This is a genomic window from Hydrogenovibrio sp. (assembly GCF_965140365.1).
GTDB lineage: Bacteria > Pseudomonadota > Gammaproteobacteria > Thiomicrospirales > Thiomicrospiraceae > Hydrogenovibrio.
On record NZ_OZ223196.1, the window covers coordinates 2,327,576 to 2,350,262 of the forward strand.

Annotated in this window: 23 protein-coding genes and 3 tRNA genes; 12 read left to right on the forward strand and 14 right to left on the reverse strand. The window is 49.8% G+C overall.

Translation table 11 applies throughout. The annotated features are described in order from the left end of the window. The first annotated feature begins 40 nt into the window (after window positions 1–40). Both AC0KH7_RS10975 and pnuC read left to right on the forward strand, forming a co-directional pair. On the forward strand, window positions 41–319 hold the full coding sequence (locus AC0KH7_RS10975; RefSeq protein WP_472373363.1) for a hypothetical protein: 279 nt from the start codon (window positions 41–43) through the stop codon (window positions 317–319). Continuing rightward, window positions 309–932, forward strand: a complete 624-nt coding sequence (pnuC, locus tag AC0KH7_RS10980) for a nicotinamide riboside transporter PnuC (protein WP_472373365.1) — start codon at window positions 309–311, stop codon at window positions 930–932. Before AC0KH7_RS10975 ends, pnuC begins: the two co-directional genes overlap by 11 nt. 18 nt (window positions 933–950) lie before the next feature. Here pnuC and AC0KH7_RS10985 read toward each other — a convergent pair whose 3' ends face one another. The 11 genes from AC0KH7_RS10985 to AC0KH7_RS11035 all read right to left on the reverse strand — a co-directional run bounded on the left by AC0KH7_RS10985 (window position 951) and on the right by AC0KH7_RS11035 (window position 11,890). Further along, window positions 951–1,877 (reverse strand): phosphotransferase, encoded by a 927-nt coding sequence (locus AC0KH7_RS10985; RefSeq protein WP_472373366.1) that lies wholly within the window; start codon window positions 1,875–1,877, stop codon window positions 951–953. 154 nt (window positions 1,878–2,031) lie between these two features. After that, window positions 2,032–3,435 carry a hypothetical protein gene (locus AC0KH7_RS10990; protein ID WP_472373368.1) on the reverse strand — a complete coding sequence of 468 codons (1,404 nt, stop codon included), beginning with the start codon at window positions 3,433–3,435 and terminating at the stop codon, window positions 2,032–2,034. Continuing rightward, entirely contained in the window at window positions 3,432–4,085 is a 654-nt protein-coding gene (locus AC0KH7_RS10995) for a tetratricopeptide repeat protein (protein ID WP_472373370.1), read from the reverse strand. The genes AC0KH7_RS10990 and AC0KH7_RS10995 overlap by 4 nt, the downstream gene beginning before the upstream one ends. Continuing rightward, on the reverse strand, window positions 4,085–4,984 hold the full coding sequence (locus AC0KH7_RS11000) for a type II secretion system F family protein (protein ID WP_472373372.1): 900 nt from the start codon (window positions 4,982–4,984) through the stop codon (window positions 4,085–4,087). Before AC0KH7_RS11000 ends, AC0KH7_RS10995 begins: the two co-directional genes overlap by 1 nt. A 3-nt stretch (window positions 4,985–4,987) precedes the next feature. Next, complete coding sequence (locus AC0KH7_RS11005; protein ID WP_472373374.1) at window positions 4,988–5,929, reverse strand: type II secretion system F family protein; 942 nt, start codon at window positions 5,927–5,929, stop codon at window positions 4,988–4,990. Next, on the reverse strand, window positions 5,926–7,332 hold the full coding sequence (locus AC0KH7_RS11010) for a CpaF family protein (protein ID WP_472373376.1): 1,407 nt from the start codon (window positions 7,330–7,332) through the stop codon (window positions 5,926–5,928). Before AC0KH7_RS11010 ends, AC0KH7_RS11005 begins: the two co-directional genes overlap by 4 nt. Next, window positions 7,333–8,601: an AAA family ATPase gene (locus AC0KH7_RS11015; protein WP_472373378.1), complete on the reverse strand. Its 1,269-nt coding sequence runs from the start codon at window positions 8,599–8,601 to the stop codon at window positions 7,333–7,335. It lies immediately after the preceding gene. Next, complete coding sequence (locus AC0KH7_RS11020; protein ID WP_472373379.1) at window positions 8,601–10,211, reverse strand: type II and III secretion system protein family protein; 1,611 nt, start codon at window positions 10,209–10,211, stop codon at window positions 8,601–8,603. Before AC0KH7_RS11020 ends, AC0KH7_RS11015 begins: the two co-directional genes overlap by 1 nt. Continuing rightward, complete coding sequence (gene cpaB, locus AC0KH7_RS11025; protein WP_472373381.1) at window positions 10,208–11,092, reverse strand: Flp pilus assembly protein CpaB; 885 nt, start codon at window positions 11,090–11,092, stop codon at window positions 10,208–10,210. Before cpaB ends, AC0KH7_RS11020 begins: the two co-directional genes overlap by 4 nt. Window positions 11,093–11,171: 79 nt before the next feature. Beyond that, on the reverse strand, window positions 11,172–11,639 hold the full coding sequence (locus AC0KH7_RS11030) for a TadE/TadG family type IV pilus assembly protein (protein ID WP_472373383.1): 468 nt from the start codon (window positions 11,637–11,639) through the stop codon (window positions 11,172–11,174). A gap of 8 nt (window positions 11,640–11,647) precedes the next feature. Next, on the reverse strand, window positions 11,648–11,890 hold the full coding sequence (locus AC0KH7_RS11035; RefSeq protein ID WP_472373385.1) for a Flp family type IVb pilin: 243 nt from the start codon (window positions 11,888–11,890) through the stop codon (window positions 11,648–11,650). A 571-nt stretch (window positions 11,891–12,461) separates the two neighbouring features. Here AC0KH7_RS11035 and AC0KH7_RS11040 point away from each other — a divergent pair. The 5 genes from AC0KH7_RS11040 to AC0KH7_RS11060 all read left to right on the forward strand — a co-directional run bounded on the left by AC0KH7_RS11040 (window position 12,462) and on the right by AC0KH7_RS11060 (window position 15,585). After that, window positions 12,462–14,516, forward strand: coding sequence for a methyl-accepting chemotaxis protein (locus tag AC0KH7_RS11040; protein WP_472373387.1), 2,055 nt, complete (start codon window positions 12,462–12,464; stop codon window positions 14,514–14,516). A 164-nt stretch (window positions 14,517–14,680) separates the two neighbouring features. Then, window positions 14,681–14,756, forward strand: a tRNA-Phe gene (locus AC0KH7_RS11045). 6 nt (window positions 14,757–14,762) lie between these two features. Further along, a tRNA-Leu gene (locus tag AC0KH7_RS11050) sits at window positions 14,763–14,846 on the forward strand. A 130-nt stretch (window positions 14,847–14,976) separates the two neighbouring features. Further along, window positions 14,977–15,063: transfer RNA gene (locus AC0KH7_RS11055), tRNA-Leu, on the forward strand. Window positions 15,064–15,234: 171 nt separating this feature from the next. After that, entirely contained in the window at window positions 15,235–15,585 is a 351-nt protein-coding gene (locus tag AC0KH7_RS11060) for a hypothetical protein (RefSeq protein WP_472373389.1), read from the forward strand. A 17-nt stretch (window positions 15,586–15,602) separates the two neighbouring features. Here the strand turns inward: AC0KH7_RS11060 and AC0KH7_RS11065 are convergent, their stop codons facing one another. The 3 genes from AC0KH7_RS11065 to AC0KH7_RS11075 are packed head-to-tail and all read right to left on the reverse strand — an operon-like array spanning window position 15,603 to window position 18,095. Next, entirely contained in the window at window positions 15,603–16,901 is a 1,299-nt protein-coding gene (locus AC0KH7_RS11065; RefSeq protein WP_472373391.1) for an MFS transporter, read from the reverse strand. After that, window positions 16,898–17,335: a nuclear transport factor 2 family protein gene (locus AC0KH7_RS11070; RefSeq protein WP_472373393.1), complete on the reverse strand. Its 438-nt coding sequence runs from the start codon at window positions 17,333–17,335 to the stop codon at window positions 16,898–16,900. Before AC0KH7_RS11070 ends, AC0KH7_RS11065 begins: the two co-directional genes overlap by 4 nt. After that, window positions 17,328–18,095, reverse strand: a complete 768-nt coding sequence (locus AC0KH7_RS11075; RefSeq protein WP_472373395.1) for an SDR family NAD(P)-dependent oxidoreductase — start codon at window positions 18,093–18,095, stop codon at window positions 17,328–17,330. Before AC0KH7_RS11075 ends, AC0KH7_RS11070 begins: the two co-directional genes overlap by 8 nt. 132 nt (window positions 18,096–18,227) lie before the next feature. Between AC0KH7_RS11075 and AC0KH7_RS11080 the strand changes: the two genes are divergently transcribed. Genes AC0KH7_RS11080 through AC0KH7_RS11100 form a run of 5 tightly spaced genes read left to right on the forward strand, consistent with a single transcriptional unit; the run spans window position 18,228 to window position 22,686 of the window. Continuing rightward, complete coding sequence (locus tag AC0KH7_RS11080; protein ID WP_472373397.1) at window positions 18,228–19,607, forward strand: NAD(P)/FAD-dependent oxidoreductase; 1,380 nt, start codon at window positions 18,228–18,230, stop codon at window positions 19,605–19,607. Beyond that, on the forward strand, window positions 19,600–20,397 hold the full coding sequence (locus tag AC0KH7_RS11085; protein WP_472373398.1) for a DUF1365 domain-containing protein: 798 nt from the start codon (window positions 19,600–19,602) through the stop codon (window positions 20,395–20,397). Before AC0KH7_RS11080 ends, AC0KH7_RS11085 begins: the two co-directional genes overlap by 8 nt. Continuing rightward, window positions 20,385–21,623, forward strand: a complete 1,239-nt coding sequence (locus AC0KH7_RS11090; protein WP_472373400.1) for a class I SAM-dependent methyltransferase — start codon at window positions 20,385–20,387, stop codon at window positions 21,621–21,623. The genes AC0KH7_RS11085 and AC0KH7_RS11090 overlap by 13 nt, the downstream gene beginning before the upstream one ends. Beyond that, window positions 21,617–22,165, forward strand: coding sequence for a DUF3833 domain-containing protein (locus tag AC0KH7_RS11095; protein WP_472373402.1), 549 nt, complete (start codon window positions 21,617–21,619; stop codon window positions 22,163–22,165). The genes AC0KH7_RS11090 and AC0KH7_RS11095 overlap by 7 nt, the downstream gene beginning before the upstream one ends. Continuing rightward, complete coding sequence (locus AC0KH7_RS11100; protein ID WP_472373404.1) at window positions 22,162–22,686, forward strand: chalcone isomerase family protein; 525 nt, start codon at window positions 22,162–22,164, stop codon at window positions 22,684–22,686. The genes AC0KH7_RS11095 and AC0KH7_RS11100 overlap by 4 nt, the downstream gene beginning before the upstream one ends. The last annotated feature ends 1 nt before the right edge of the window (window position 22,687 follow it).

Sequence of the window (22,687 nt, forward strand, 5' to 3'; positions counted from 1 at the left end):
ACGAAACACCTGAAGCCAATTCATCATTAAGGAGGTGAGCATGCCATTACAAGCATCCATTGACATCAGCATGTACCCATTGCAGGATCAATATTGCCAGCCGATTATCGACTTCATCGAGTCATTGGCGAAACGCCCGGACATCCGCATTGAACGCAATGCGATGAGCACCCAGATTTTCGGTGACTATCGCACCCTGATGGCCGCCATCACCGACGACATCGAAACCGTGCTAGCGACCCAGCCCAAAACCATTTTCGTGCTGAAACTGCTCGGCACGGATCGCTCCAAAGCGGACATTGAACGTTGTGGCGATTGACACCTTCTTTAACGGCGTTCTGAATTCCATGTCGGCCTTATCCGGCTGGGAATTCGCCGCCACACTGCTTGGCCTCGGCTATATCTTGCTTGCCATCCGCCAGTCGGTTTGGGCCTGGCCCTGTGCGTTTTTCAGTACACTGATCTATACCCTGCTGTTTTGGCAAGGGCAACTGCCGTTGCAAGCAGTGCTGAATGCATATTATCTATTGATGGCGGTTTACGGCTTTTGGCTCTGGCGCCAACCCATCAAAAGCGACCACGGTATTGCCGTGCATCGCAAACCGTTTGGGTTTCACCTGCTGTATCTGGTGACGGGCTTCAGTTTGACGTTTGCGCTGGGCGGTTTTCTGGAGAGCGGAGACCATTCACGTTTTCCCTATCTGGATGCGGGCGTCATGGTATTTTCAGTCATGAACACCTATCTGATGGCGCGTAAAGTCTTAGAAAACTGGCTCTACTGGTTGGTCATCAACTCGGCCGCCATCGTGCTTTATTGGCAAAGTGGCTTCTATTTCACCATCGTGATGTTTGTGCTGTATTTTGGCTTAGCCATAGTCGGTTATCGGGAATGGCGTCAGGACTGGAGACAACGCCAAAACGCCCAATCTTAAAAAGAACTCAAGGGGCGTTCAATCCAACCAAATCGGCCGTTTCTGCCAGGCCTGGTAGTTTGATTCCCCAAAGACATTCATCAGAAACAGCGCGGCGCGGTAAGGCGCTCGAACCTCAGAAACCGTCGGTATTTCGGCTATTTTTTGATATTCGTTACAAAATTCATTAAATTGATTTTCGTTCAGCAACAGCTCAACCAACACCCAATCCAAGGCCACCGGCCCGGCCACCAACGCATCCAAATCGGTCAGACCCACTAAACGACCGTCCTGCTGCAAAAACTGATCCCAACGTAAATCGGGCATAATGATGCCAAACGGTCCGGCGTCGAAGTCCGGCTGAAAAACCCTGTCACATTCACCCAACAAAGCCTCCCGCTCGGCAAGCGACACACCGTTTTCCGGCGTGGCCTGTTGTTCCAGCCAATCTTTTAAACGTTTTGACCAGGCCTGGTGGTTTTGCCGATTCAACGCCGGGCGAGCAATTTCACCGAAACCGTCAAACCGAACCCGATGCAATCCCGCCAAATGACGCGCCAACTGTGCCACCATTTCCGAAGTAACCGCCTCAGCCGTCACCGCACGACCCGGCAAACAGTCCGTGCGCAAACCCCACAGCCCCGCAGACGGCTTTAACCACAGTTGCAAAAGGGCCGGAATCCGCAACTCGGTCGCGTCCGCCACCATCGGATACAGGGTGTCAAACCCTGAAATCTGCTGCGGTAAATTCACGTCGAATAACGCCTGCATTCCTTGCCAGAAAGGCCCAGCATCATGTGTAACAAAATTCAAAACCTTGATCACATCACGTTGGCCATTGTCGTCGTAAAACCAAATTTGATGACTGCTGTCTTCGAATAAAGTCGGTAAAGGCTGCAAGGCCTCCGGCTTCAGTTCGGGAACACGGGACAATAAAAGGGTTAAAAGGTCTGAATCAGGCAACATAAAACCGTTATATAAAAAGTCGAAGGCATTAAAAAGAGAATGAGATGACTATATCAGAAGATGTGTTTCTAAAACCGGAAAAAGTTCGAAACCCGCATTAGAAACGGATTCCGAAAACATGAGCAACGTACTCAAACCTTGGAACAAAAGGCTTTTACCGCCATTGACCAAACACCCACCAACCGTGCCAGTGCATTTTTTTGACCGTACAATCGGCTTCCTGGTAGGAACGTTCCCAATCCAAAAGCGGTGAGGTCCAAATGCGGCGCATCACTTGAAAAAAGCCATTTCGAGAGGACTGCAACCCGGAAAAATCCCGACAACTGTAATAATGTTCATTGGCGCCCGTGGAACCGTTAATGGCATCCATAAACCCTTTAATCGGTGAGGCAAAATCGTATTTCAAATCCGGATCAGCCGAGTAACGAATGCAATCCGTTTTGCCAAACATAAAGTTTTGTATCACATCCATAAAACCACCGAAAAAGCCTTTATTCGGATAAGCGCACACCCCGGATCGCCCGACATAAAAGGTATCCCCATCCAACTCCCAAGGATTCTTATATTTTGGATAAGTCATCATAAATGAGGAAACTTTTTTACGACCGGTAAACTGCATCGGAGCATTCCCAGCCACCCACTGCGCATCGGCCGCATCCCAATGGGCTTCCGGAAAGGGGTTCACGCCGTCGTTAATGGTTAAGGGTTCATCGTCCAACACCGCTTGCCAGGCCTGGCTGGTTTTATCCGTCGGATTCATCCCTTCATAAGGCTTCGCCACCCATTGCGGCGAGAATTGCACCGTATCCGCCTGATAGTATTCCGCATCACCACCAAAAAACATCCCCATCATGCCACCCCCGACGGAAGGGGCAATCCCGGTTTCACAATAACGTTTCCGATCGCCTGAATTCGGTGCGCCCATCACGCTTTGCGTTTCTTCCGCCACCAAACACGCATTGTAGCGAGCATCACAGTAGCAACTGGCCATATCCGGCGAGTCAATGTCACTAGCCGATAAACCGTAAACCGCACGCCCGGTCGGGCGAAAAAACGGCAAAAGCGACGTAGCACTGCTTTCTTTAATCTCAATACTCACCGCACTGAAATCCGGCGGCATTTCGTCCTCTGCCAAACCGAACTTGGGGTTCTCCGCATTATGTTCCAACGGCTCGAATTCTTCGTGATAAGTGTACTCCATACCGCTGGAAGGATCGGTATAAGTCGCCGGCGCATCCAGCGGCACCATATTGCCGAACTTGACCGTTAAATTTACATCGCTATCCACCTGATGCCCTAAATCCTTGAGCATATCGGATAATTTTTCACGCACCAAATCCCCCTGACCATTTGCCACCATTTCACGGGTTAGCGACATTTCCGTTCGTAAAGCCACCGGTGCGATGGCTTGTGCGTAATTATCAAAATTACGATCCATAATCATTTTATTGCCCAACTCCAATGCGGTATAAAAGCCGGTAAACCCAATGGACATAATGGCAATTCCGATAATCGAAATCGCGCCTCTTTGTGAATGCAACTTCTGACGCTGTCTCATACACCCTCCACGGTTTTGAGCAGGTTTAAATTATTCGCCGCTTTGGTATTGAGCGGATCTTTTTGTAAGGCTTGTTGAAAATACTGTTTAGCCTGAGGGTAGCGTTTTTGCAATAACGCACTGAACCCCAGGTTATTCAGCGCACTGACTTTTTCGCTGTTGGAAGCCCCATCATCATCCAGCCAGGATTGGTATATTTTTTCCGCCAATGCATAGTCATCATTCATTAACGCCAGTCGAGCCAGTTCTCCCTCATCATCCCGGGAAAAACCGGACAAACCCTGTGCCTGCTTCCAGGCCGACAACGCCAGCCCATATTTCTTTTGGCCTTCATAACTTTGCGCTAGCAGACGATAGACGTCGATATCCTTTGGCCGAAACTTACGCATTTTTTGCAACAAATTTTCCGCCGCTTGATAACGCTCATCCTTGATTTGCATTCTGGCCATATCGAGGGCAAACTTATACTCATCTTCGACCCCCAAATTTTCCGCCAAAGGCTTGTCTTCCTGAGCGCTTTTGGCATAATCCAGGCGAGTTGGTTCATTTACGTCCAAGCTGCTGCAACCGGAAAGCAGCACCAATAGAGAAAAGGCGCTTAAGGCAAAAACAAACCTTCCCGTCCAATGATTATGTGTGTTTTTTAACATTAAAAACTCCTTCCAAACTGCACCATTTGTTCCGCCAACAGCAAAATCAAATACGGAATCATCAAGAACGGCATAATCACCAAGGCCATTTTTGCAGACGTTTTCGCGGCTTTTTCCTGCATCATCTGCTCACGGTTCAAATACATACGGCGCGAAAACTCATTAATCGCTTCACTGATGGAGCTCCCCAGTTTTTCATTTTGAATCAACATTTGAATCAAACTCTCAATGTCCTTGGTCGGGTTACGCTCGGCAAACTGCCGCAATGCTTCGGTTCGAGGCACGCCCAGTTGAATTTGGTCCAACAAATAATCAAACTCGCCGCACACTTCGGGCGCAATTTCTCGTAATTCCTGCGTGACCCGTTTCATCGCCACCATATAACTCAAGCCGGCATTCATGCAGATATTGCTCATATCCAAAAAATCCGGTAACTGAATATTAATGCGTGCCAAACGTTTATTGCCCAGATAAATCAACACCCGTTCCGGCAACAGCAACATCACCGCGGGCACCGCAAGCATCCAAATCGGCGAAATCGCCCACCAGCTCCACAAAACCACCATCAGCAAAGCCGCCCCAATCACCAGGGCGTATTTCATAAAAAAATAAGCCCCAAACGCATTGGGTTGGCGGAATCCAGCGCGAGACAATTGCTGCTGAACCGTTTCAATTTCTTTCGACGTTTTCGGGCCCAACGCCCTGCCCAACGCACACCAACCACACCCTTGATAGCCGTCTTCTTTGCGCGTTTTAAACACTTGCATCAGCCCAACACGTACCTTTAAGTGCTCCACCGCCAACTGCCTGTTCTGAGCGTGCAACAAATGACGCACCACCATCAACGTCACGATAAACGTCAAGATGGCGACCAAAATCAGCAATATCGCTAAATTCATCCGTTAAAACCTCATGGTCAGCATGTGCTTTAAAATCAAGGTGCCCGTGCCAATCAAAGCCAGCGACAAAATAAATAATTTAATCCCCAAGGAATCCTGCAAAAAAAACGTCATCGATTCAGGGTCAAACAAATATTTATAAAGAATGTATGCGACCGGAGCGCCACCGATAAACCAAGCGGTAAAGCGCGACTCGGCTGTCATAGTTTTCAGCTTGGCCTGAAATTGCTCCCGGCGACGCATCAGTCGAGACAACTCGGTCAAAATCGCCGACAGTTGTCCACCGGTTTCCCGCTGAATAATGAGCGTAATCACAAAAAACTGCGCTTCCTGTAACGCCACACGAGATTGAAACTCTCGCAGAATATCCCGCATACTGATGCCCAATTGCAGTTGTTTGTTGACTTCTTGAAACTCGTCCGCCAAAGGGCCTTTCATGTCTTCAGCCACCGACGCCAAAGCCCCGTCAATGCTGTAACCCGATTGCAAAGCCCGAACGGTGTTATCCAGCATTTCAGGGAAGTCGCTCCGCAATTGCTTTTGACGTTGACGTATTTTTAACAAGAGATAAATGCCCGGTAGAAACGGCAATAGCAAAAGAACAAACAACGTTTTTTCGTTTAACACCGAATATTGTGTCGCCAGGAAAAAGGCACTGACAAATAGCAAGACAAACTGCAACGCCACTAAACTGATAAACGCTTTTCGATCCGTCAACCCGGCCTTTTTAAATTGGCTTTTTAACCAAAGCCACAAACCATTGTCGGAAGCCTGCCACCAAGGAAGGTTCTGTTCCTCTTTGGTCGCCAATTCAAACCCAACCCGAAACTTAAGACGATTCAGCGCCTGTTGATGCGCCTGGCGTCGCTCCGTCTGTTTGGCCACCACAAATAAAATAAACGGCAACATCAACACCAGCGCAACGCCGACAAACCCCCAGCTCATGCCACCACCTCTTGACGGAATTCAAACCATTCCGCCGGTAAAGCCAAGCCCATGGCCTCACATTTCTTACCACAACCGGGGCGTAAGCCAGTCGCCCGGAAAGCCCCTTTGATTTGATTCGTTCCTTTATCGATTTGGTTTTCGAACACGAAAATATCTTGCAGAACGACATTATCCTCTTCCACACCGACCACTTCGGTCACGGATTCCATTCGCCGCTTACCGTCCTTACCGCGATTAACATAAATAATCAAATCAATGGCACTGGCAATCTGTTTTCGAATCGACTGCGCCGGAATATCCACCCCACTGAGGTTAATCATCAGTTCCAAACGCGAGATGCTGTCCCTCGGGCTGTTTGCGTGCAAGGTCGCCAAAGAGCCATCATGCCCGGTGTTCATCGCCTGAAGCATGTCCAGCACTTCGCCGCCCCGTACTTCCCCCAGCACAATCCGGTCCGGACGCATTCGCAACGCATTTTTCAACAATTCGCGTTGCGTCACCTCCCCAATACCTTCGGCATTCGGCGGACGGGTTTCCAAACGCACCACATGCGACTGCTGCATGCGCAATTCAGCACTGTCTTCAATGGTCACGGTGCGTTCATTTTCCGGAATCAACCCCGAGAGCATATTCAAGGTGGTGGTTTTACCCGAACCCGTCCCGCCACACACCAAAATATTCAACCCAGCCTTGACCGCATAATCCAAGAACATGAACATCTGCTCCGTCATGGCGCCAAAGGCAATCATGTCCTTGGCGCGCAGATGTTTTTCGGGGAAACGGCGTATCGACACACTAATGCCGTCCACCGCCAGAGGCGGAATAATGATATTGATTCGAGAGCCATCCGGCAGCCGAGCATCGACTAACGGCGAGGATTCATCCACACGTCGACCGGTGGTATAAAGCATCCGGTCAACTTTGTTGCGTAAATGTTCTTCACTGATAAAACGCACATCGGTCAACTCCAATTGACCGTTACGCTCAACGTAAATCTGGTTGTAACCGTTAATTAAAATATCCGACACCGTGGTATCGGTTAATAAGGGTTCGATCGGTCCCAAACCATAAATTTCATCCAACAGTTCCACGCCGAGCTGGCGCACTTCGACATCCGATAAGGGGTACCCCATATCCGCCGCCACTTCACGCACCAACTCTTCCAGGCGCGGACGCAACTCCTGTCGAGTCTCCTGACTATCCGCCTGATAAAAAGCATCGTCTTCGGTGGCTTTTTTCTGGCAACGATGTTTAATTTCCTGAAAGCTGTTGCTTTGTTTAAGGTCTGTGTCTTTTTTCAAACCACTTGGCCGCACTTTCGATAACGATTCCTTGGTGGCCAATTCATTCTGCAACTTCCGGTGCTGCTCAGCTTGGTGTAAACGCTCTCGAATTCCCATTTACGACACCATTGTCTTTTCATTCAAGTGTCCACTCGTTTTCGGCTCACCCATTCGTTTGAACATACGCTTTCCGAATGTCAGCCACCAACGGTTTTGTTTTGGCCGTCTGACATTTTCGGCCTGATCTTCCATTTCAGGTAAAGACGCACCATTATGTAATAGGTTAGCCAAGCTGTGCAGTTGAAAATTGGCTATCGAATCTGAGTGAGAATCCTTAAGCAATCGTCCTTCTTTCAACGAATCATTAAAAGCGCGATAATCGTTGGATACGCGCACCACCGTATCCACATCCATATCTTTAACCACTTCCTCCAACATTTCGTCCTGCTGGCTGGCACTCCGGTTCAAAACCAATTTTAAAGAGTCTTTTAAATAACCCAGTGTCTGAGTGAGTTTAATGGCGGTGTTTACGGCGCGGAAAGAGGACAGTGACGGCTCTGCAACCAATACGATATTATCGGACTCATCCAAACAACTCAGTGTCAAATCCGACAAATCACTGGCGCAATCAATGACCACATGGTCGTAATAGCGTCGCAAAGAATGAATGATGGTCTTGATTAATTCACCATTCAGATTATCCAACTCACTGACTTCCGACGGTAACGACAACACATATAACCCGGATTCATGACGGGATAAAGACTTGTAAATCAGGTTTTCATCAAAACGATTCAGGTTATAGACAAAGTCCGTCAAGGAATAGAGACGTTGATTTTCCATATTCAAATACAAAGACGTATCCCCCAACGGCATATTCAAGTCCACCAGGACGGTTCGGCCATCGGTCAACTCTGTCAAGTGCGACGCCAGATTGGTGGCGAGTGCCGTACAGCCCACGCCACCTTTTAAGCTGAAAAAAGACGATACATTGCCGTTTTTTCCCTGCCGACGTCGATCCTGCATATGCAGAATGGACAGAATATGCAACACTTCACCGGGGCACTCGATAAACCCTTGCACGCCCTGGTGGTTCGCCTCAATGATAAAGTCCACATTTTTACGCTTTAACAGCACATAAAGCGACACCCCTTTACCGAGAGTCAATACGCTATTAATACGCTCCAAAGCCACTTCAACATCACCATCAAATTCCAATAACGCCAAACTGACATCTTCCGGCCAAACATGCGGCACTTCGCTGACCGCCTCCAATGAATATTTCGAAGCAATCGAGACCCTAACCGCCTCCAAAATATCCTCATCAGACCCAATGTAAATGGCTTGGTTTTGCGCAATGCCGTGTGTTGTTATTGAATTTGTCATTAGGGCTTCTCCAATCCAACTTTCACATCCAATTCCGGTAAAGCGCTTTCACCTTCCGGCAACAAGTCAGCCACTTTGCCCATAAAAAAACCTTCAGTGGCGCTCGGACGGGTTAAACGCTCGCCCGGTAACGACACCTTTTGACCTTTCTCAATCGGTTGAACAAACTCCGGTGTCACCAGTATCGCTAACTCCGTCTGATCTTTGTCATAGCTGGTGGAACGAAACAAGGCTCCAATAATCGGAATGTCGCCCAATAACGGAATCTTATTGATGGACGTGCGCAAGTTGTCTTGAATTAAGCCCCCAATCACAAAACTTTGTCCATCCGCCAGCGTAATGGTTGTGGAAGCACGGCGCGACCGAAAGCCGGGGACAATAATGGAACCATTTTGCGAGCCGGCACTTTCATCGATGTTACTCACTTCCGGTGCCACCGTCATTTGAATCAGGCCGGACTCGGTAATCACCGGACTGAAACGTAGCCGCACCCCAAATTCCTTATATTCCACCGTAATAGTATTTTCGTTTTGAGACACTGGAATCGGCACTTCACCACCGACCAGGAAATCGGCCGTTTCACCCGATTGCACAATCAATTCGGGCTTGGCCAGAACACGCGCCAGGTTATTGCCTTCCAAAAGGGATAACACTCCGAAAATATTACCGTTGCGCGGGTTGATCCCAATTTGAAAACCATCCGAAAATGGAAGCGGAATACTGCGTGATTCAATTTTGGGCGAGGATTCACCTAAAGTACCATAGGCCACACGGCCTACATTGGATAAAAAGCTGGCGGTCCCCCCCAAATTCCCGGGCGGAAAAATGCCAAAACTATCCGTTTTACTGCCGATCCCGACACCACTGCGGAAAGGGTTGCCTTTCACCACTTCCGCCACGCGCACCGACAACTTAATCTGCTGCGGTCCCGTAACCTTAATCATATTCACCACACTCAATCCCAAGGCCGACACCACCGATTGAATACGGCTTCGTTGTGCGTCATTCGGCACTTCACCACTTAACAGCACCATATAGTTGCCGGCCAACGGCTGGGCACCGAAACTGCCTGCGGTTTGTGCGGCTTGCAGCACTTCTTGATCCTGACGGCGCATATTCGGTGCCGAGGCATCCTCGTCCAACTGAGTGCCGATTTCATCCACCTGACGGCGCACGGCGGTTTCCGGTTGCAACCAGACATTTTTCAGTTGAAAACGTACCCCGCCTTCCGGGTTCAAATCTTTCATTAACCCAGTTAAGGTGCTTTCAATTTCTTCTCGACGGGATTGATCCGGCGCCACGTTCAAAACCACTTTGTGATCCACATTCGGTGTGTTTCGATAGGTCACAATCAATTGAGTTCGCCCAGCACCTCGTCCGGTAATCAGCAACTCATTTTTGCTAAGCACCTTGACGGTGGCCAAATCTGGGTTGGCAATCAACGCGCGCTTCAAACTCTGATCGAACTTGATAATCTGACTGTCGGTTTCGGTTAAATCATAGGTCTTAGCCAGCGCTGCAGATTGAGACTGAGATGGAAAAACCATCAATCCCAGGCAGGCCGCTAAAACACTTTTTTTTAAAAAACCACATTCGTTTTTCGGTTTCATTGTGTAATTACCTCTTGCACTTGATCACCCTGCATAATTTGGATGACTTCTCGGCGCGACTTCGGCTTAAATTTAGGTGGGCGCTGTCGGCTTCGTTCGATCACCTTAACGTTCACACCATCCGTTTCGACCAACTTGACATCGGCCTGCCCCCGCAAGGCGAGATGCACCGCTCCGACATTCATGGCGAGCGCCAATTGTTCCGATTGGGATGTATCCACATTCAAAGCCACCATCGATTCTTTGACAAACGCCTCACCCTGATGATTTTTTTGCTCTTTTTGCGCCTGTTCTTCTTTGAGATACCCCATTCGGTTGGTTTGCCCAATTGACAGCACCTCAATGTTCTGCAAAATAGTACGGCTGATCATGCGTTTGCCGTCCGCGCTTTCAAACACACTGATGACATCGACGTGATCGCCTGGGTTCAGCATCCCAAGCAGACCGCTTTCTGCGGAAACCGGTAAGCGTATCGCACGTCGTCCCGGCTCCAGAATGGCTTCCACACTGCTGTCGGATTGGCCTTCCAACCCGACCTTTTGATCCAGTAACCATTCCCCCACATAAATATGCTGTTTCGCCACGCGCCCGACCACATTTTCCGGTTGCGTGACCACACCATTCACCAACAAACCTTCTGTCGGCACCATCAGCACTTTAATGTCGTCCGCTTCGATTTTTTCGCCGCGATACAACTCGCGGTTGGCCACCACCACCGAACGCATATCCGGCTTTTCGACCACGGTAATGGTTTTGACTTCGGCTTGGGATTTGGCTTCATTTACCCGGCTTTCAACGTAGCCGTACACCAGGCCAATCGCCAATACGGCCGCCAAAAGCGAGGTTCCGTACAGCACGAAATCGCTTCGTTGCATTTTCATAATGGTTAAAATCTCTGTATTGCACCAAAAGACCTCCGCTTGAATCTCAAACCGATTCAATCAGACTGACAAATGTCTTTTAGCAGCTCAAATCAAAACTGATAATCAGTTTGGCTTTCACAGGAAAGCTCTGAGCAAACGCATCCGGTAGAAATAGCGTCTGCGAGGGAAATTGGGCCTTGAAGATATAGGTTGAGGGCGACTCGCCCGGTTGCTTTTGAATATCCACGCTCACGTCACTTTTGCCCAAGCCGTCAAACATTCCGGTAAAGCCATCCTTAATGAAGGTTTCGGCCCCACCTGAATTCAGTTCGACTTTGTGAGCTTGACATGTCACCGTATTCAAGGTGAGATCAGGGTCAATCGCCTGCGCATTGGCCTGATTCATCATCAACTGATAGGCATCGGCCATGACATCATTGGCCGACAGTCGATCGGCGACATAACCGGTCAAATCCACCACGGCCAATAATGCAATCATCAAAAAAGGCAGCAGATAAGCTGCCTCAATCATCATGACCCCTCTCTGAAATTTAAGCGATTTCATCCAAGCCGCTATGATCCTGATCCAGAACCGGAATCGGTTCCTGTCGCTTTATTCGCAGCATTTGTGATAATCTGATCCACCGCTTTACCCATACCTTTAGTGGTATCATCCGTAAAGACCAATCCCGCAATTCCGACCACGGCCGCCACAACAAGGGCATACTCAACCATGGTAGCGCCTTTTTGCTTTTTGAGCTTTTTGTTCAATGACTGGGTGGGTGTGTTTTTAGAAGTATTCGTTTTGTCTAACATGTTTATCTTCCTTGTTTTTTATGAAATTTAGAGTGCTGCCGTTTTCGGCGTTTTTCAATTAAAACGTAAGGACTTTTGCCATGCAATAAAATTAATAGCTTTTCATAAACAAAACTTTTGATCGAGAGATAAGCGTTTTTTAATAGGTTTTTTGAGTCCTTAAAAAACAATCTAAACAATTGATATAATTAATAAATATTAATTTTTTACTACCATAAGATAACTTAATTTAATAATATTCTTATATAAGAAAAGTCTAATTTTAAAAGCGCTTTTGAGACCTCATTCAGCAAATTTTGCATCGTTTACCTCCAAAAAATTCCTCAACAATCGACAAATTCATCTCCGGAAAATGACCAGGCCTGGTCGTTTTCGTCCATCCTTCATCCACCCAAAATTGGTGCAAGCCGGTAACAAATCAAAATCCATTTTGCTTGATAACACCACTATCTCTTTTATTTTTAAGTGTTTTTCCTAATCAGAACAAAAATTGCTTTTATACTTCAAAGAACTTATTTTAACCCATAGGAACTTTCTTGAAATCTGTCTAACATTTTTATTAGGAACTGAAATGCGCATAACCCTTGTTGGAATCGTCTTCATCAACCTTCTACTCGGAGCCTTGATATCCGCCTTGTATGTTACGAATCCCGACCTCAGTCCTTGGGGATTGGTGCCGGCGTCCTTAGCGGTCGGACTACTGTCGATAACCATCTTTTATCAAAAACTCCTGTCGCACCAACAAGCCTTTATCGCCGATTTACTGAAAGATAAGGAGGCCTCCACGGACCTGCCCAGTGGTTTGCAGAATTCACTGCGCAGCCTTATCGAAGTGCCCGCTTCCAACCAGGATTACGAAGTGCTACTGGAAGCCTTCAAGACGGGGCATACCGACACGCTCACACAGCAAGGCTTACCGGAAAAGATTGTCACCGAACTGAATGACCTGACCCGGCAAAATCAACGCGCCGATCAAGTGATGGGCGATGTCATCGAAGCGATTCAATCCGCCGACTTTGGCGGGCAACTGACACTGGCGAAAGCGGAAAATGATATTCAAACCGCCCAAACCGTGGTGGCAAAGATGGCCGACGACCTGCTGGCCTTACACAAACAAGGCGCGAACCGAGAAACCGCCTTGAGCCGCATTCAAGAACATTTAAAAGACAACCCGACTTTCCTGGCCTGCTGGAGCGGCTGGGAACCGAATGCTTACGACGGCCAGGACGCGACATTTCAATCCAAAGACTGGCACGATGCCACCGGACGCTTTATGCCGTTTTGGGGGCGTTCCGGCGACCAGATGGCGTTGGAACCACTGGTGGATTACGAAGTGCCAGGCCTGGGCGATTTTTACCTACAACCCTTGCAGACACGCCAACCGCAAATTGTCGAGCCTTATATGTATCCGGTCGGTGACGACGAATTTCTCATCACCAGCGTGGTGACACCGATTATCGACAACGGTACCGTTATCGGGGTGGCCGGTATCGACATTTCTTTATCACAACACCTGGACGCCCTGTCCGACAACTTGATGCCACAGCACCAAAAAATCGTGCAGAACAGCGTTCAAGCGATGATGACCTTAAAAAGCGCGCTGGCGGAAGTCACCCGCGTGATGTTCTTTATGGCCAACGGTCAATTTTCGTATCGAGTCGATCAAACCTTACCGGGTGATCTGGAAGCCTTAAAATCGACCGTCAACGATTCGGTCTCCTCACTGGATGAAGCCTTTACGGACATCAACCGAAGCATGAGCGCTTTCTCAAAAGGCGACTTAACCCAACAAATTCAAAACCATTACAGCGGCGATCTGGAACACCTGAAGCAAGGCATTAACCAGGCCATGGATAATCTGCACAAAATTCTGCAACAAACTGCCGAGACAGCCGATTCCGTGGTCGATAATATGCAATCACTCGGCCAAGACAACCAAAACCTGAATGCCCGCACCCAACAGCAGGCGGCCTCGCTGGAAGAAACCGCATCAAGCATGGAAGAACTCACGCATACCATCCGCAACACGGCACAAGAATCCAAAACGGCGATGCAATTGGGCAATCAGGTAAAATCACATGTGGCACAAGGCAGCGACATCGCCAATCAAAGTCAGGAAGCGATGAATGAAATCAGTGCCGCCAGCCAGAAAATCGCCGACATCGTGCAAATCATCGACGGCATATCCTTCCAAACCAACCTCTTGGCCTTAAACGCTTCGGTGGAATCGGCACGAGCCGGTGAGCATGGTCGCGGCTTTGCGGTGGTGGCGGGTGAAGTGCGCTCTCTGGCGTTACGCGCTTCGCAATCGTCCAACGACATTAAAGAACTGGTGGAGAAGAACCTTGCGTCAGTCAACCGTGGACAGCAGCTCTCGGAGCAATCCGCGCAGTCTTTAAATGAAATCAATCAAACCATCGACGAGCTGGCGACCATCGTCACCGAAATCAGCGCGGCGGCCGACCAGGAAATGCGCAGTGTCGAACAGGTCAACCAAGCGGTGTCGCAGTTGGATCAATTTACGCAGGAAAATGCGGCGCTGTCCGACCAGTCGGCGCAGCTCAGTGCGACCATGACCAACAAAGCGCAGGAACTGCAAAAAACCATGAACGCCATCAAGCTCTAAACCGCGAGAAACACGCCAAAAAGGATGTGGCAGACCACCAACAAACCACCAAAATAAACGTAAAACTCACGGTGCATCCATAATTTGAAGCCGAATCGAAAGATTCTTTAAATAAAGGTTTGACAGCGCCTTGGGGCATCTCTATAATACGCCGAATTAATTCAGGCCACATAGCTCAGTCGGTAGAGCAAAGGATTGAAAATCCTTGTGTCCCTGGTTCGATTCCAGGTGTGGCCACCACATTTTGCGAGCGTGGTGGAATTGGTAGACACGCCAGATTTAGGTTCTGGTGCCTTTGGTGTGAGAGTTCGAGTCTCTCCGCTCGCACCACCTTTAAAGCCCGAGTTTTCTCGGGCTTTTTCATTTCCAGCCCCGGAAAAACCTCTCCCCCCTATTCAATCATCTTTTCCCGCTTGACAAGCGCCCAGCCATTGATAATAATGCGCCTTCCAAACATCATGCGGATGTGGCGGAATTGGTAGACGCGCAGGGTTCAGGTCTCTGTGGGATAAAACCCGTGGGAGTTCAAGTCTCCCCATCCGCACCAATACTTCCTTGAAAGCTCCCGTTTTTCAATGACGTCCAACACCGCCCTTCCATTTTTTTGTCATCTTCTACTATCCCTTGCCGATACATTTTGTGATAAAGTTAAATAACTCCCCCGAACCGCAAACCGGTTTACCATAACCCCGAAAAACCTGTCACTGGGTATGCCGCTATGGGCAAACGAGAATTTAAAACCGAGCTGGATTACGAAATCATCGACTGGTTGCTCACCCTTCCGCTGGAGCAACGCAAGAAAGAATTGCAGCAATGCAATATGAATTCGCTCGCCCATGCGATGGCCAAAAAATACCCACTGAACGATGCCAAAAAAATGGTGAAAGGCTTAAGCAAAACCATGAACGCCGAGTTCATTAAAGCCGTGCGCATTTATAAGGGCGACCTTCCGGCCCCGACCAAAACCCGCAGAAGAATCACAATAACCAAACCCCGTTATTGGCCGCCGATTTTAGCCAGCATTATTTTATTACTGCTGATTGTCTTTCTCGATCGACTGATGCCTTAACGCATTCCTCCGCTCGGTTACACCCACTGCCGCCCTTGACGAAAGACCCAAACCACAGCGACCAGTTTCAAGACCACCGGCACCAGCCCATACATCACCCACAAGGCGTTCAGCGCAGCGGGCGTGCCCTGCTTCAAATGCAATGTTTCCAAAATCGGCAAGGCGATGCCCAGCGATAAAGCCACCGCCAGTTTTGTCAACAACCCCCATAAACCAAACATCGACCCGGCCGCCCGAACCGACTGTTTTTCCAACCGATGCACCAGGTCAACCTGCAAGGATGACGGCAAAGCCAGATCGGCTCCCAAACTGAGTCCGGTCAGGACACACACCAGCAAATACCCTTCAAAATCCCCTGCTTCCACCCAAATCAAGCCGGTGAAACTGATGGCCGAAAACAACATCGAAAACGCCCAGGCCTGGTACTTTTCCAGTGTTTTCGATACCCAAAACCAAAACGGTAACCCCACAATCCCGGACACGAAAAACACCGCCAGCAATACTCCTGCTTGCGCTTCCATCTGCAATGCGTAGGTCACAAAAAACATAAACAGCGTCGCCGGAAAGGCATTGGCGAGGTTATTCAAAAAATACGCTGGCATAATGCCAAAACTCCAGCGATGTTGCTGCCACAAGGTTTGAATGAAGACCGGGTGGTTCAGCCCCCCTTTCGAGTCATTTAAAATCGGTTTCAACCGCCAGGCCTGGAGTAGCAAAGCCACCGCTAAACCAATAAACAAAACAACAAACAGGGTATGAAACACCTCGCGCGACGTTGGCGGCAGCGACAAAACCACCGGCAAACTTAATGCCACCATGACACCGATCAGCCCAAACCCTTCACGAAACGAAGTCAAGCGGGTTTTTAAGTCGGGTTGAGGTGTCAGTTTGGAAACCAAAGCCTGATACGGCACGGAAATCAGCGTCCACCCCAAAAACGTCATAAAACTCCAAAGCACCAAATACCAGAAGGTCTGTTGCTGAAAGGCGGCCTCAAACGGAAAAAACAACGGCCAGCACCCAACTACCAAGAGTACGGCACCCAACTGAATCTGTCGCAAATAGCCCAAGTGTCGAGTCCAACGATCCGAATAAAACCCCACTAACGGATCGGTCAGCATATCCGTCAACCGTGTCACCAGCAGCGCCAAGCCAATTGCCGTCAAACTCACCCCCCAATTCTCAAACCAATAGTTGGGCATATAAAAGTAAAACGGCACCCCCAGCATGGCCAACGGCAAGCCCATCGCCCCATAACCGAAATCGGTCCAAAGCGAATGTCCCGTACGTTTTGCCATTTGCGGCCAAATCATCATTGAACCGCCCTTAATTTTCCGTTAATCCAACGAATCACTGTCCTCAATACCGGAACCGTTTGATACACATATCGCCCCGTATCCCAATAATCGATATGTGAAACGACTTTCCCCTGAGAATCGAACACCACCTTTGACGTACCCACGATGGCATACGGTTCGAAGCGACTGTCCACAAAATGAAACTGCCATTCCAAAAAAGCGGTATCTCCATTCAGCGCTCGGCTCAAAACCGAAAAACGCGGTTGGCTTACCGTATGAAACATATGTTCAAAAATGGCCCGAATCGCTTGCGGCCCAACCACTTGATTAAACGGGTCTTCAAAGTAGGCTTCATCGGCAAAAAGAGGGTCCAACTGGGCGGCCAAATTGTGTGGTGACAAAGATTCAAACATATCGACATAAGCCGCCAAATCCGGTGCATGATCACGCATTTTTTAGCATCCTCCGCGTCAAAGCGAGCGTCCAGCGCGTTGGCAGACAGCGCATGAGCTTCAACACCCACGTCAATTTTTTCGGAAAGTGCAGTTCAAAATCACTGGAATCCTTCGCCAACCAATCGGCAATGCGAGTGGCCGTCTCGTCCGGCGTCATTAACGCCGGCATCTCAAACGTATTTTTGGCGGTCAACCGGGTTTTCACAAATCCGTGGTTAACCACCTGCAAGCGAATACCGGCTTGCTGCAATTCCGGCCACAAGGATTCGGCCAAATTCAATAGCGCCGCTTTCGGAGCCGAATAACCGCCGCCATACGGCAAGCCGACTTGGTTGGCAATACTCAAATTCCAAATCCAGCGCATCGGCGGTTTTCCTCTGGCGCGCCATTCGTCGCGCATCGCCAACTGCAAGGCCACACACCCCAGGTAATTCACCTGCGTCATCATTAGATAATCCGACCACTCAGCTTCCTGCCAGGGCGTCGGTGTATAAGTCCCGGCGTTGTAGAACCAGACATCCAATTGTTCAAAAATCCGCCAGGCCTGCGCCGCTTTGGCTGGCAAACTTTCCGGCTCGGTCACGTCCACATCCAAGCAAGCCAAGTCCTCCGGAAAGCGTGTTTTCAAAGCCGACAGCTGCGCGCTCCTCTCGGCTGAACGAGCCGAAGCCACCACTCGATAACCTTGATTCAAAAGCCGTTCCGTCAACTGTAAACCGATACCGGACGAGGCACCGACAATCCATATTACCACCATAACATCCCTCCTAAACGCCAAAACAAAAACAACGAAAATCAAAAAAATGATTGAATAACTTGCACACATTGTACAACTTATGTATAAATATACTCAACAAGTTATACAAACTCTTTTTAAGAGGCGGACATTATGACCATCGCAACGCATACAAACAGCACACCCTCACCGGCGACTGCAAACTCCGAAAAACAAGCGCCTCGTATCGCCGTCATTGGCAGCGGCATTAGCGGACTGGCCAGCGCCTGGTTACTCAGTCAACGCTACGATGTCACCCTGTTGGAAAAAAACGATTATTTCGGCGGCCACACCCACACGGTGCCGCTCGAAACGTCGGATGCGGGCTCGGTCGCGGTCGACACCGGCTTCATCGTTTACAACGAACCGAATTACCCCTTGCTGACCAAAATGTTGCATCACCTGAAAATCGAGACACACCCCACGGAAATGAGCTTTTCCGTGTCCATCAACCAAGGGGAAATCGAATACTCCGGCAATAACCTCAACACCTTGTTTGCCCAACGCCGCAACCTGTTTTCACCGATGCATTGGCAAATGCTGACGGACATCATCCGCTTCAACCGCCTGGCCAAACAACGGCTGGGCACCCCGCTTGAGAACGCACAGGACCAAACGTTGGAAGACTTCTTAACGGCTCACGCCTTCAGTGATGCCCTGATTCATCATTACCTGTTGCCCATGGCCGCCGCCATCTGGTCTTGCCCGACTCAAACCATGCTGAAATTTCCGGTGCGCAGCTTTTTACAGTTTTTCGAAAACCACGGTTTGCTGAACATCGAAAACCGCCCGCAGTGGCAAACCATCTTCAACGGTAGCCACCAATACGTAAAAGCCATCTTCGAAGACGTTAAACAGCATGGTCGTCTCAACGCACACCTGAAAGCTCAAGTCGATCGCATCATCCCATCCGAGCAGGGATACGATATCGAAACCGCGCAAGGCCTCTTCGCCGGGTTCGATCACATCGTTTTTGCCAGTCATGCCGATGAAAGCCTGAGCTTAATTCCCGAAACCATCCGGCAGGAATTCGACCGACTGAGCGCGTTTCAATATCAAAAAAACACGGCTTACTTACACAGTGATCGATCCTTGATGCCAAAACGCCGCATGACTTGGGCGGCCTGGAATTACCTACGGGATAAAAAAGTGGCCGAAAACCGCGTCGCGGTGACCTACTGGATGAACAAACTGCAATCCCTGCCAACCCAGCAGGACGTTTTCGTCACCCTAAACCCCATTGAACCCCCAAAAGCCGATTTGACGCAGGCGGTATTCGAATACGACCACCCGGTATTCGACCAGGCCGCCATGTCCGCCCAAGAGCAGATCGACACCCTACAAGGCCACCGCAACTTGTGGTTTGCCGGCGCTTACACCGGCTACGGTTTTCACGAAGACGGATTGCGCAGTGCAGTGAACGTCGCCCAAAAATTTGGCGTTTCACCGCCCTGGGAAACCGCCCCCGATCTAGACGAGGTGCGCCATGCCTAGCGCACTCTATGACGGCCAAGTCATGCACCAACGTTTTGGCGGTGTGCCTTATCGCTTTCAATATCGGGTACTCGGCTTGAAAATTGATATCGACCACTTTGAAACAGAAGCCCGCCACCTGCGCTGGTTATCGCTCAATCGCTTCAACCTCATCAGCGTTAACACAGCGGACTTCGGCCCCAGAAACGGCCAGGCCTGGCGGGAATGGGTGAATGACTTCCTGAGCGATTACGGCATCCACACCCCACCCGAGCGGGTCGAACTGGTCTGCATTCCGCGCGTACTCGGTATGGCCTTTAACCCTTTAGCCGTCTGGTATGCCTTTAATGCAGACGATCGACTCATCGCCGTCATCGGCGAAGTCAGCAACACTTTCGGGCAATGGCATCATTATGTCCTCACAGACCAAGGCCAACCTTTGGACGGGGAGTCGCAGATTCTGAAAACGCGGGCCGACAAGCGCTTCCACGTTTCCCCGTTTATCGGCATGAACAGCCATTATGAATTCCGGCTGGCACCGCCCAACGAACATTACCGCTTATTCATTAAACAATTCGAAGACGGTCAACCTCGCTTATTAGCAACGCAAAGCGGACAACGCCAGCCATTGACCGACGCCAATTTATTCAAAGCTTTTCTACGCTTCCCGTTTCACGCCTTGAAAGTGTTGGGCCTGATTCACTGGTGGGCGCTGAAAATCTGGTTACGCGGCGGCCGATTTCATCGTACACCGGAACATTTGAACGACATTCAACACAGCCATTCGGAGATGACGCTATGTTCAAAATAATCACCCACCCACTCGAACAACTGCTGCCAACCTTTGTCTGGCAACGTCTGATTCAACGTTTGCCATTCAACCAAATTCGCTACGGCAGCCTGACCATCCGGTATCGCAACGAAGCCCACCGCTTCGAAGGCTCCGAAAATGGCTGCCATGCCGACTTAACCATCGATTCCATGCTGCGATTTTGGTTTTTGCTCAAAACCCAGGGCGAGCTCGGTGTAACCCAAGCCTACGTCGAACACACCATCGACAGTCCATCGCTGTATCATTTAATGACGTTTGCCCATCAAAATCGTGATGCGCTGTCTCACCTGTTAAACACCAAAAAAGCCATCGGCTGGTGGCACCTGTGGCGGCACCGTCGTCGCCACAACTCCCTGAAAAACAGCCGTCGCAACATTGCGGACCACTACGACCTCGGCAACGATTTCTACCAATTATGGCTGGATTCGAGCCTGACGTATTCCAGCGGCATTTTTGAGAAAGGATCGACGGATTTGGCCCAAAGCCAACGCCGTAAATATCAGCGCATTTTCGAACAACTCGACCTGCAACCGGGCGAAACGATTTTGGAAATCGGTTGCGGCTGGGGCGGTTTTCTGGAAGCCGCGGCACAACGCAATGTACGAACCAAAGGCTTAACCCTGTCAACCGAACAACACCAATACGCCGAAGAACGGCTCGCCAAACAGCAACTGTCCGTTTTTGCACAGCCGGTGTTACAGGATTACCGCCACGAAACCGAGCAATACGACCACATTGTCAGCATCGAAATGTTCGAAGCCGTCGGGCGAGAATATTGGGACACTTACTTCACCCAATTGCAAAAAAACCTCAAACCGGGCGGCAAGGCGGTGTTGCAAATCATCACCATTGACGACGCCGTGGCGGAAGACTACCAAAACAGTGTGGATTTCATCCAAGCTTACATTTTCCCGGGCGGCCTGCTTCCGAGCCTGACCCAACTGAAACAACTGGCGCTGCGCCATCACTTCGACTGGCTGGACGATTTTGATTTTGGTCAGGACTACGCCACCACCCTGCAACACTGGCAAACCGAATTCAATAAACATACCGTCACGCTCGAAACCCTCGGTTACGACATCGGTTTCCGTCGTTTATGGCGTTATTATCTGGATTATTGCCGAGTCGGCTTCGAGCAAAAACATATTTCCGTTTACCAAATTACCCTACAGAAACAACATCCTCAGGAGGTTTGCGCATGTTAAAACGACTTCTACTCTGCCTAATGCCCTTCACGCTGACCGCCTGTAGCCACACGCCGGTCACGGAATACGCCGATCAGGAACCCAAACTGGACCTATTCGACTACTTCGCCGGAAACACCCAGGCCTGGGGACAATTCCAAAACCGCCGCGGGGAGCTGATACGCCGCTTTACAGTCGACATCACCGGCACCGTTTCTCAAACCGAAAACGGCCTGCCAAAGCTGACATTAGACGAACGTTTCATATACGATGACGGCGAACGTCAAACCCGCATCTGGACCATTGTGGAAACGGCGCCCAACCAGTTTCGCGGACAAGCAGGCGATGTGGTCGGCTTTGCCCGTGGCGAGTCCGCCGGCCCAGCTTTGAACTGGCAGTACACGCTGGATTTACCCTACCAGGACAGCACCATTCACGTGCAATTCGACGACTGGATGTATCTGCACGACGACCAGACCATGATTAACCGCGCCGAAGTAACCAAATGGGGCTTCAAAGTTGGCGAGGTGACGCTGTTTTTCCGCAAAGGCGGCGACGCATGAAACGCTTAATGACACTTCTTTTGAGCGGTCTTACCTTATCGCCAGGCCTGGCTCAAACGGTTGAACTCACCCCCGTTGGCAAAGCCACCGGCTATTGGGCGGGCTTCATCCCCGTCTATGACGCCACGCTTTGGGCCCAGCCCGGCACAACACGAGCCGAGCTCTTGTCCGATAAAACCGCTTTAAAACTCGAACTCTGCTACCAGGTCAGCCTGACAGAAAAGGAATTCATCGAGGCCGCCGACCAAGCCCTGCCCGAGCAACTTCCGATTTCTCTGCGTCTGGCAACGGAACGGCTCCACCAACACTATGAGGCCGTGCAACCCAAGGACTGTTATCAATTGGCGTATCAACCGGAAACCGGCGTACAATTACGCTTAAACAACGAACTGAAATATCAAGATCGAACGCAAGGATTCAAAGCGGTTTATTTCGGCATTTGGCTGGGTGACAACCCTTTATCCGACGCCGTCAAAGCCGACTTGACCGAATCCTTGCCGGCGACGTCCACTTCCGATTGAG

Coding starts and splice junctions, on each gene's coding strand:
- AC0KH7_RS11035 (WP_472373385.1), bottom strand. CDS start 11,890: ATGTTAGACAAAACGAATACTTCTAAAAACACACCCACCCAGTCATTG.
- AC0KH7_RS10990 (WP_472373368.1), bottom strand. CDS start 3,435: ATGAGACAGCGTCAGAAGTTGCATTCACAAAGAGGCGCGATTTCGATT.
- AC0KH7_RS11095 (WP_472373402.1), top strand. CDS start 21,617: ATGTTAAAACGACTTCTACTCTGCCTAATGCCCTTCACGCTGACCGCC.
- AC0KH7_RS11070 (WP_472373393.1), bottom strand. CDS start 17,335: ATGCGTGATCATGCACCGGATTTGGCGGCTTATGTCGATATGTTTGAA.
- AC0KH7_RS11080 (WP_472373397.1), top strand. CDS start 18,228: ATGACCATCGCAACGCATACAAACAGCACACCCTCACCGGCGACTGCA.
- AC0KH7_RS10975 (WP_472373363.1), top strand. CDS start 41: ATGCCATTACAAGCATCCATTGACATCAGCATGTACCCATTGCAGGAT.
- AC0KH7_RS11005 (WP_472373374.1), bottom strand. CDS start 5,929: ATGAGCTGGGGGTTTGTCGGCGTTGCGCTGGTGTTGATGTTGCCGTTT.
- AC0KH7_RS11100 (WP_472373404.1), top strand. CDS start 22,162: ATGAAACGCTTAATGACACTTCTTTTGAGCGGTCTTACCTTATCGCCA.
- AC0KH7_RS11010 (WP_472373376.1), bottom strand. CDS start 7,332: ATGGGAATTCGAGAGCGTTTACACCAAGCTGAGCAGCACCGGAAGTTG.
- AC0KH7_RS11015 (WP_472373378.1), bottom strand. CDS start 8,601: ATGACAAATTCAATAACAACACACGGCATTGCGCAAAACCAAGCCATT.
- AC0KH7_RS11000 (WP_472373372.1), bottom strand. CDS start 4,984: ATGAATTTAGCGATATTGCTGATTTTGGTCGCCATCTTGACGTTTATC.
- AC0KH7_RS11040 (WP_472373387.1), top strand. CDS start 12,462: ATGCGCATAACCCTTGTTGGAATCGTCTTCATCAACCTTCTACTCGGA.
- AC0KH7_RS11075 (WP_472373395.1), bottom strand. CDS start 18,095: ATGGTGGTAATATGGATTGTCGGTGCCTCGTCCGGTATCGGTTTACAG.
- AC0KH7_RS11090 (WP_472373400.1), top strand. CDS start 20,385: ATGTTCAAAATAATCACCCACCCACTCGAACAACTGCTGCCAACCTTT.
- AC0KH7_RS11030 (WP_472373383.1), bottom strand. CDS start 11,639: ATGAAATCGCTTAAATTTCAGAGAGGGGTCATGATGATTGAGGCAGCT.
- AC0KH7_RS11020 (WP_472373379.1), bottom strand. CDS start 10,211: ATGAAACCGAAAAACGAATGTGGTTTTTTAAAAAAAAGTGTTTTAGCG.
- AC0KH7_RS11065 (WP_472373391.1), bottom strand. CDS start 16,901: ATGATGATTTGGCCGCAAATGGCAAAACGTACGGGACATTCGCTTTGG.
- AC0KH7_RS11085 (WP_472373398.1), top strand. CDS start 19,600: ATGCCTAGCGCACTCTATGACGGCCAAGTCATGCACCAACGTTTTGGC.
- cpaB (WP_472373381.1), bottom strand. CDS start 11,092: ATGAAAATGCAACGAAGCGATTTCGTGCTGTACGGAACCTCGCTTTTG.
- AC0KH7_RS11060 (WP_472373389.1), top strand. CDS start 15,235: ATGGGCAAACGAGAATTTAAAACCGAGCTGGATTACGAAATCATCGAC.
- AC0KH7_RS10995 (WP_472373370.1), bottom strand. CDS start 4,085: ATGTTAAAAAACACACATAATCATTGGACGGGAAGGTTTGTTTTTGCC.
- AC0KH7_RS10985 (WP_472373366.1), bottom strand. CDS start 1,877: ATGTTGCCTGATTCAGACCTTTTAACCCTTTTATTGTCCCGTGTTCCC.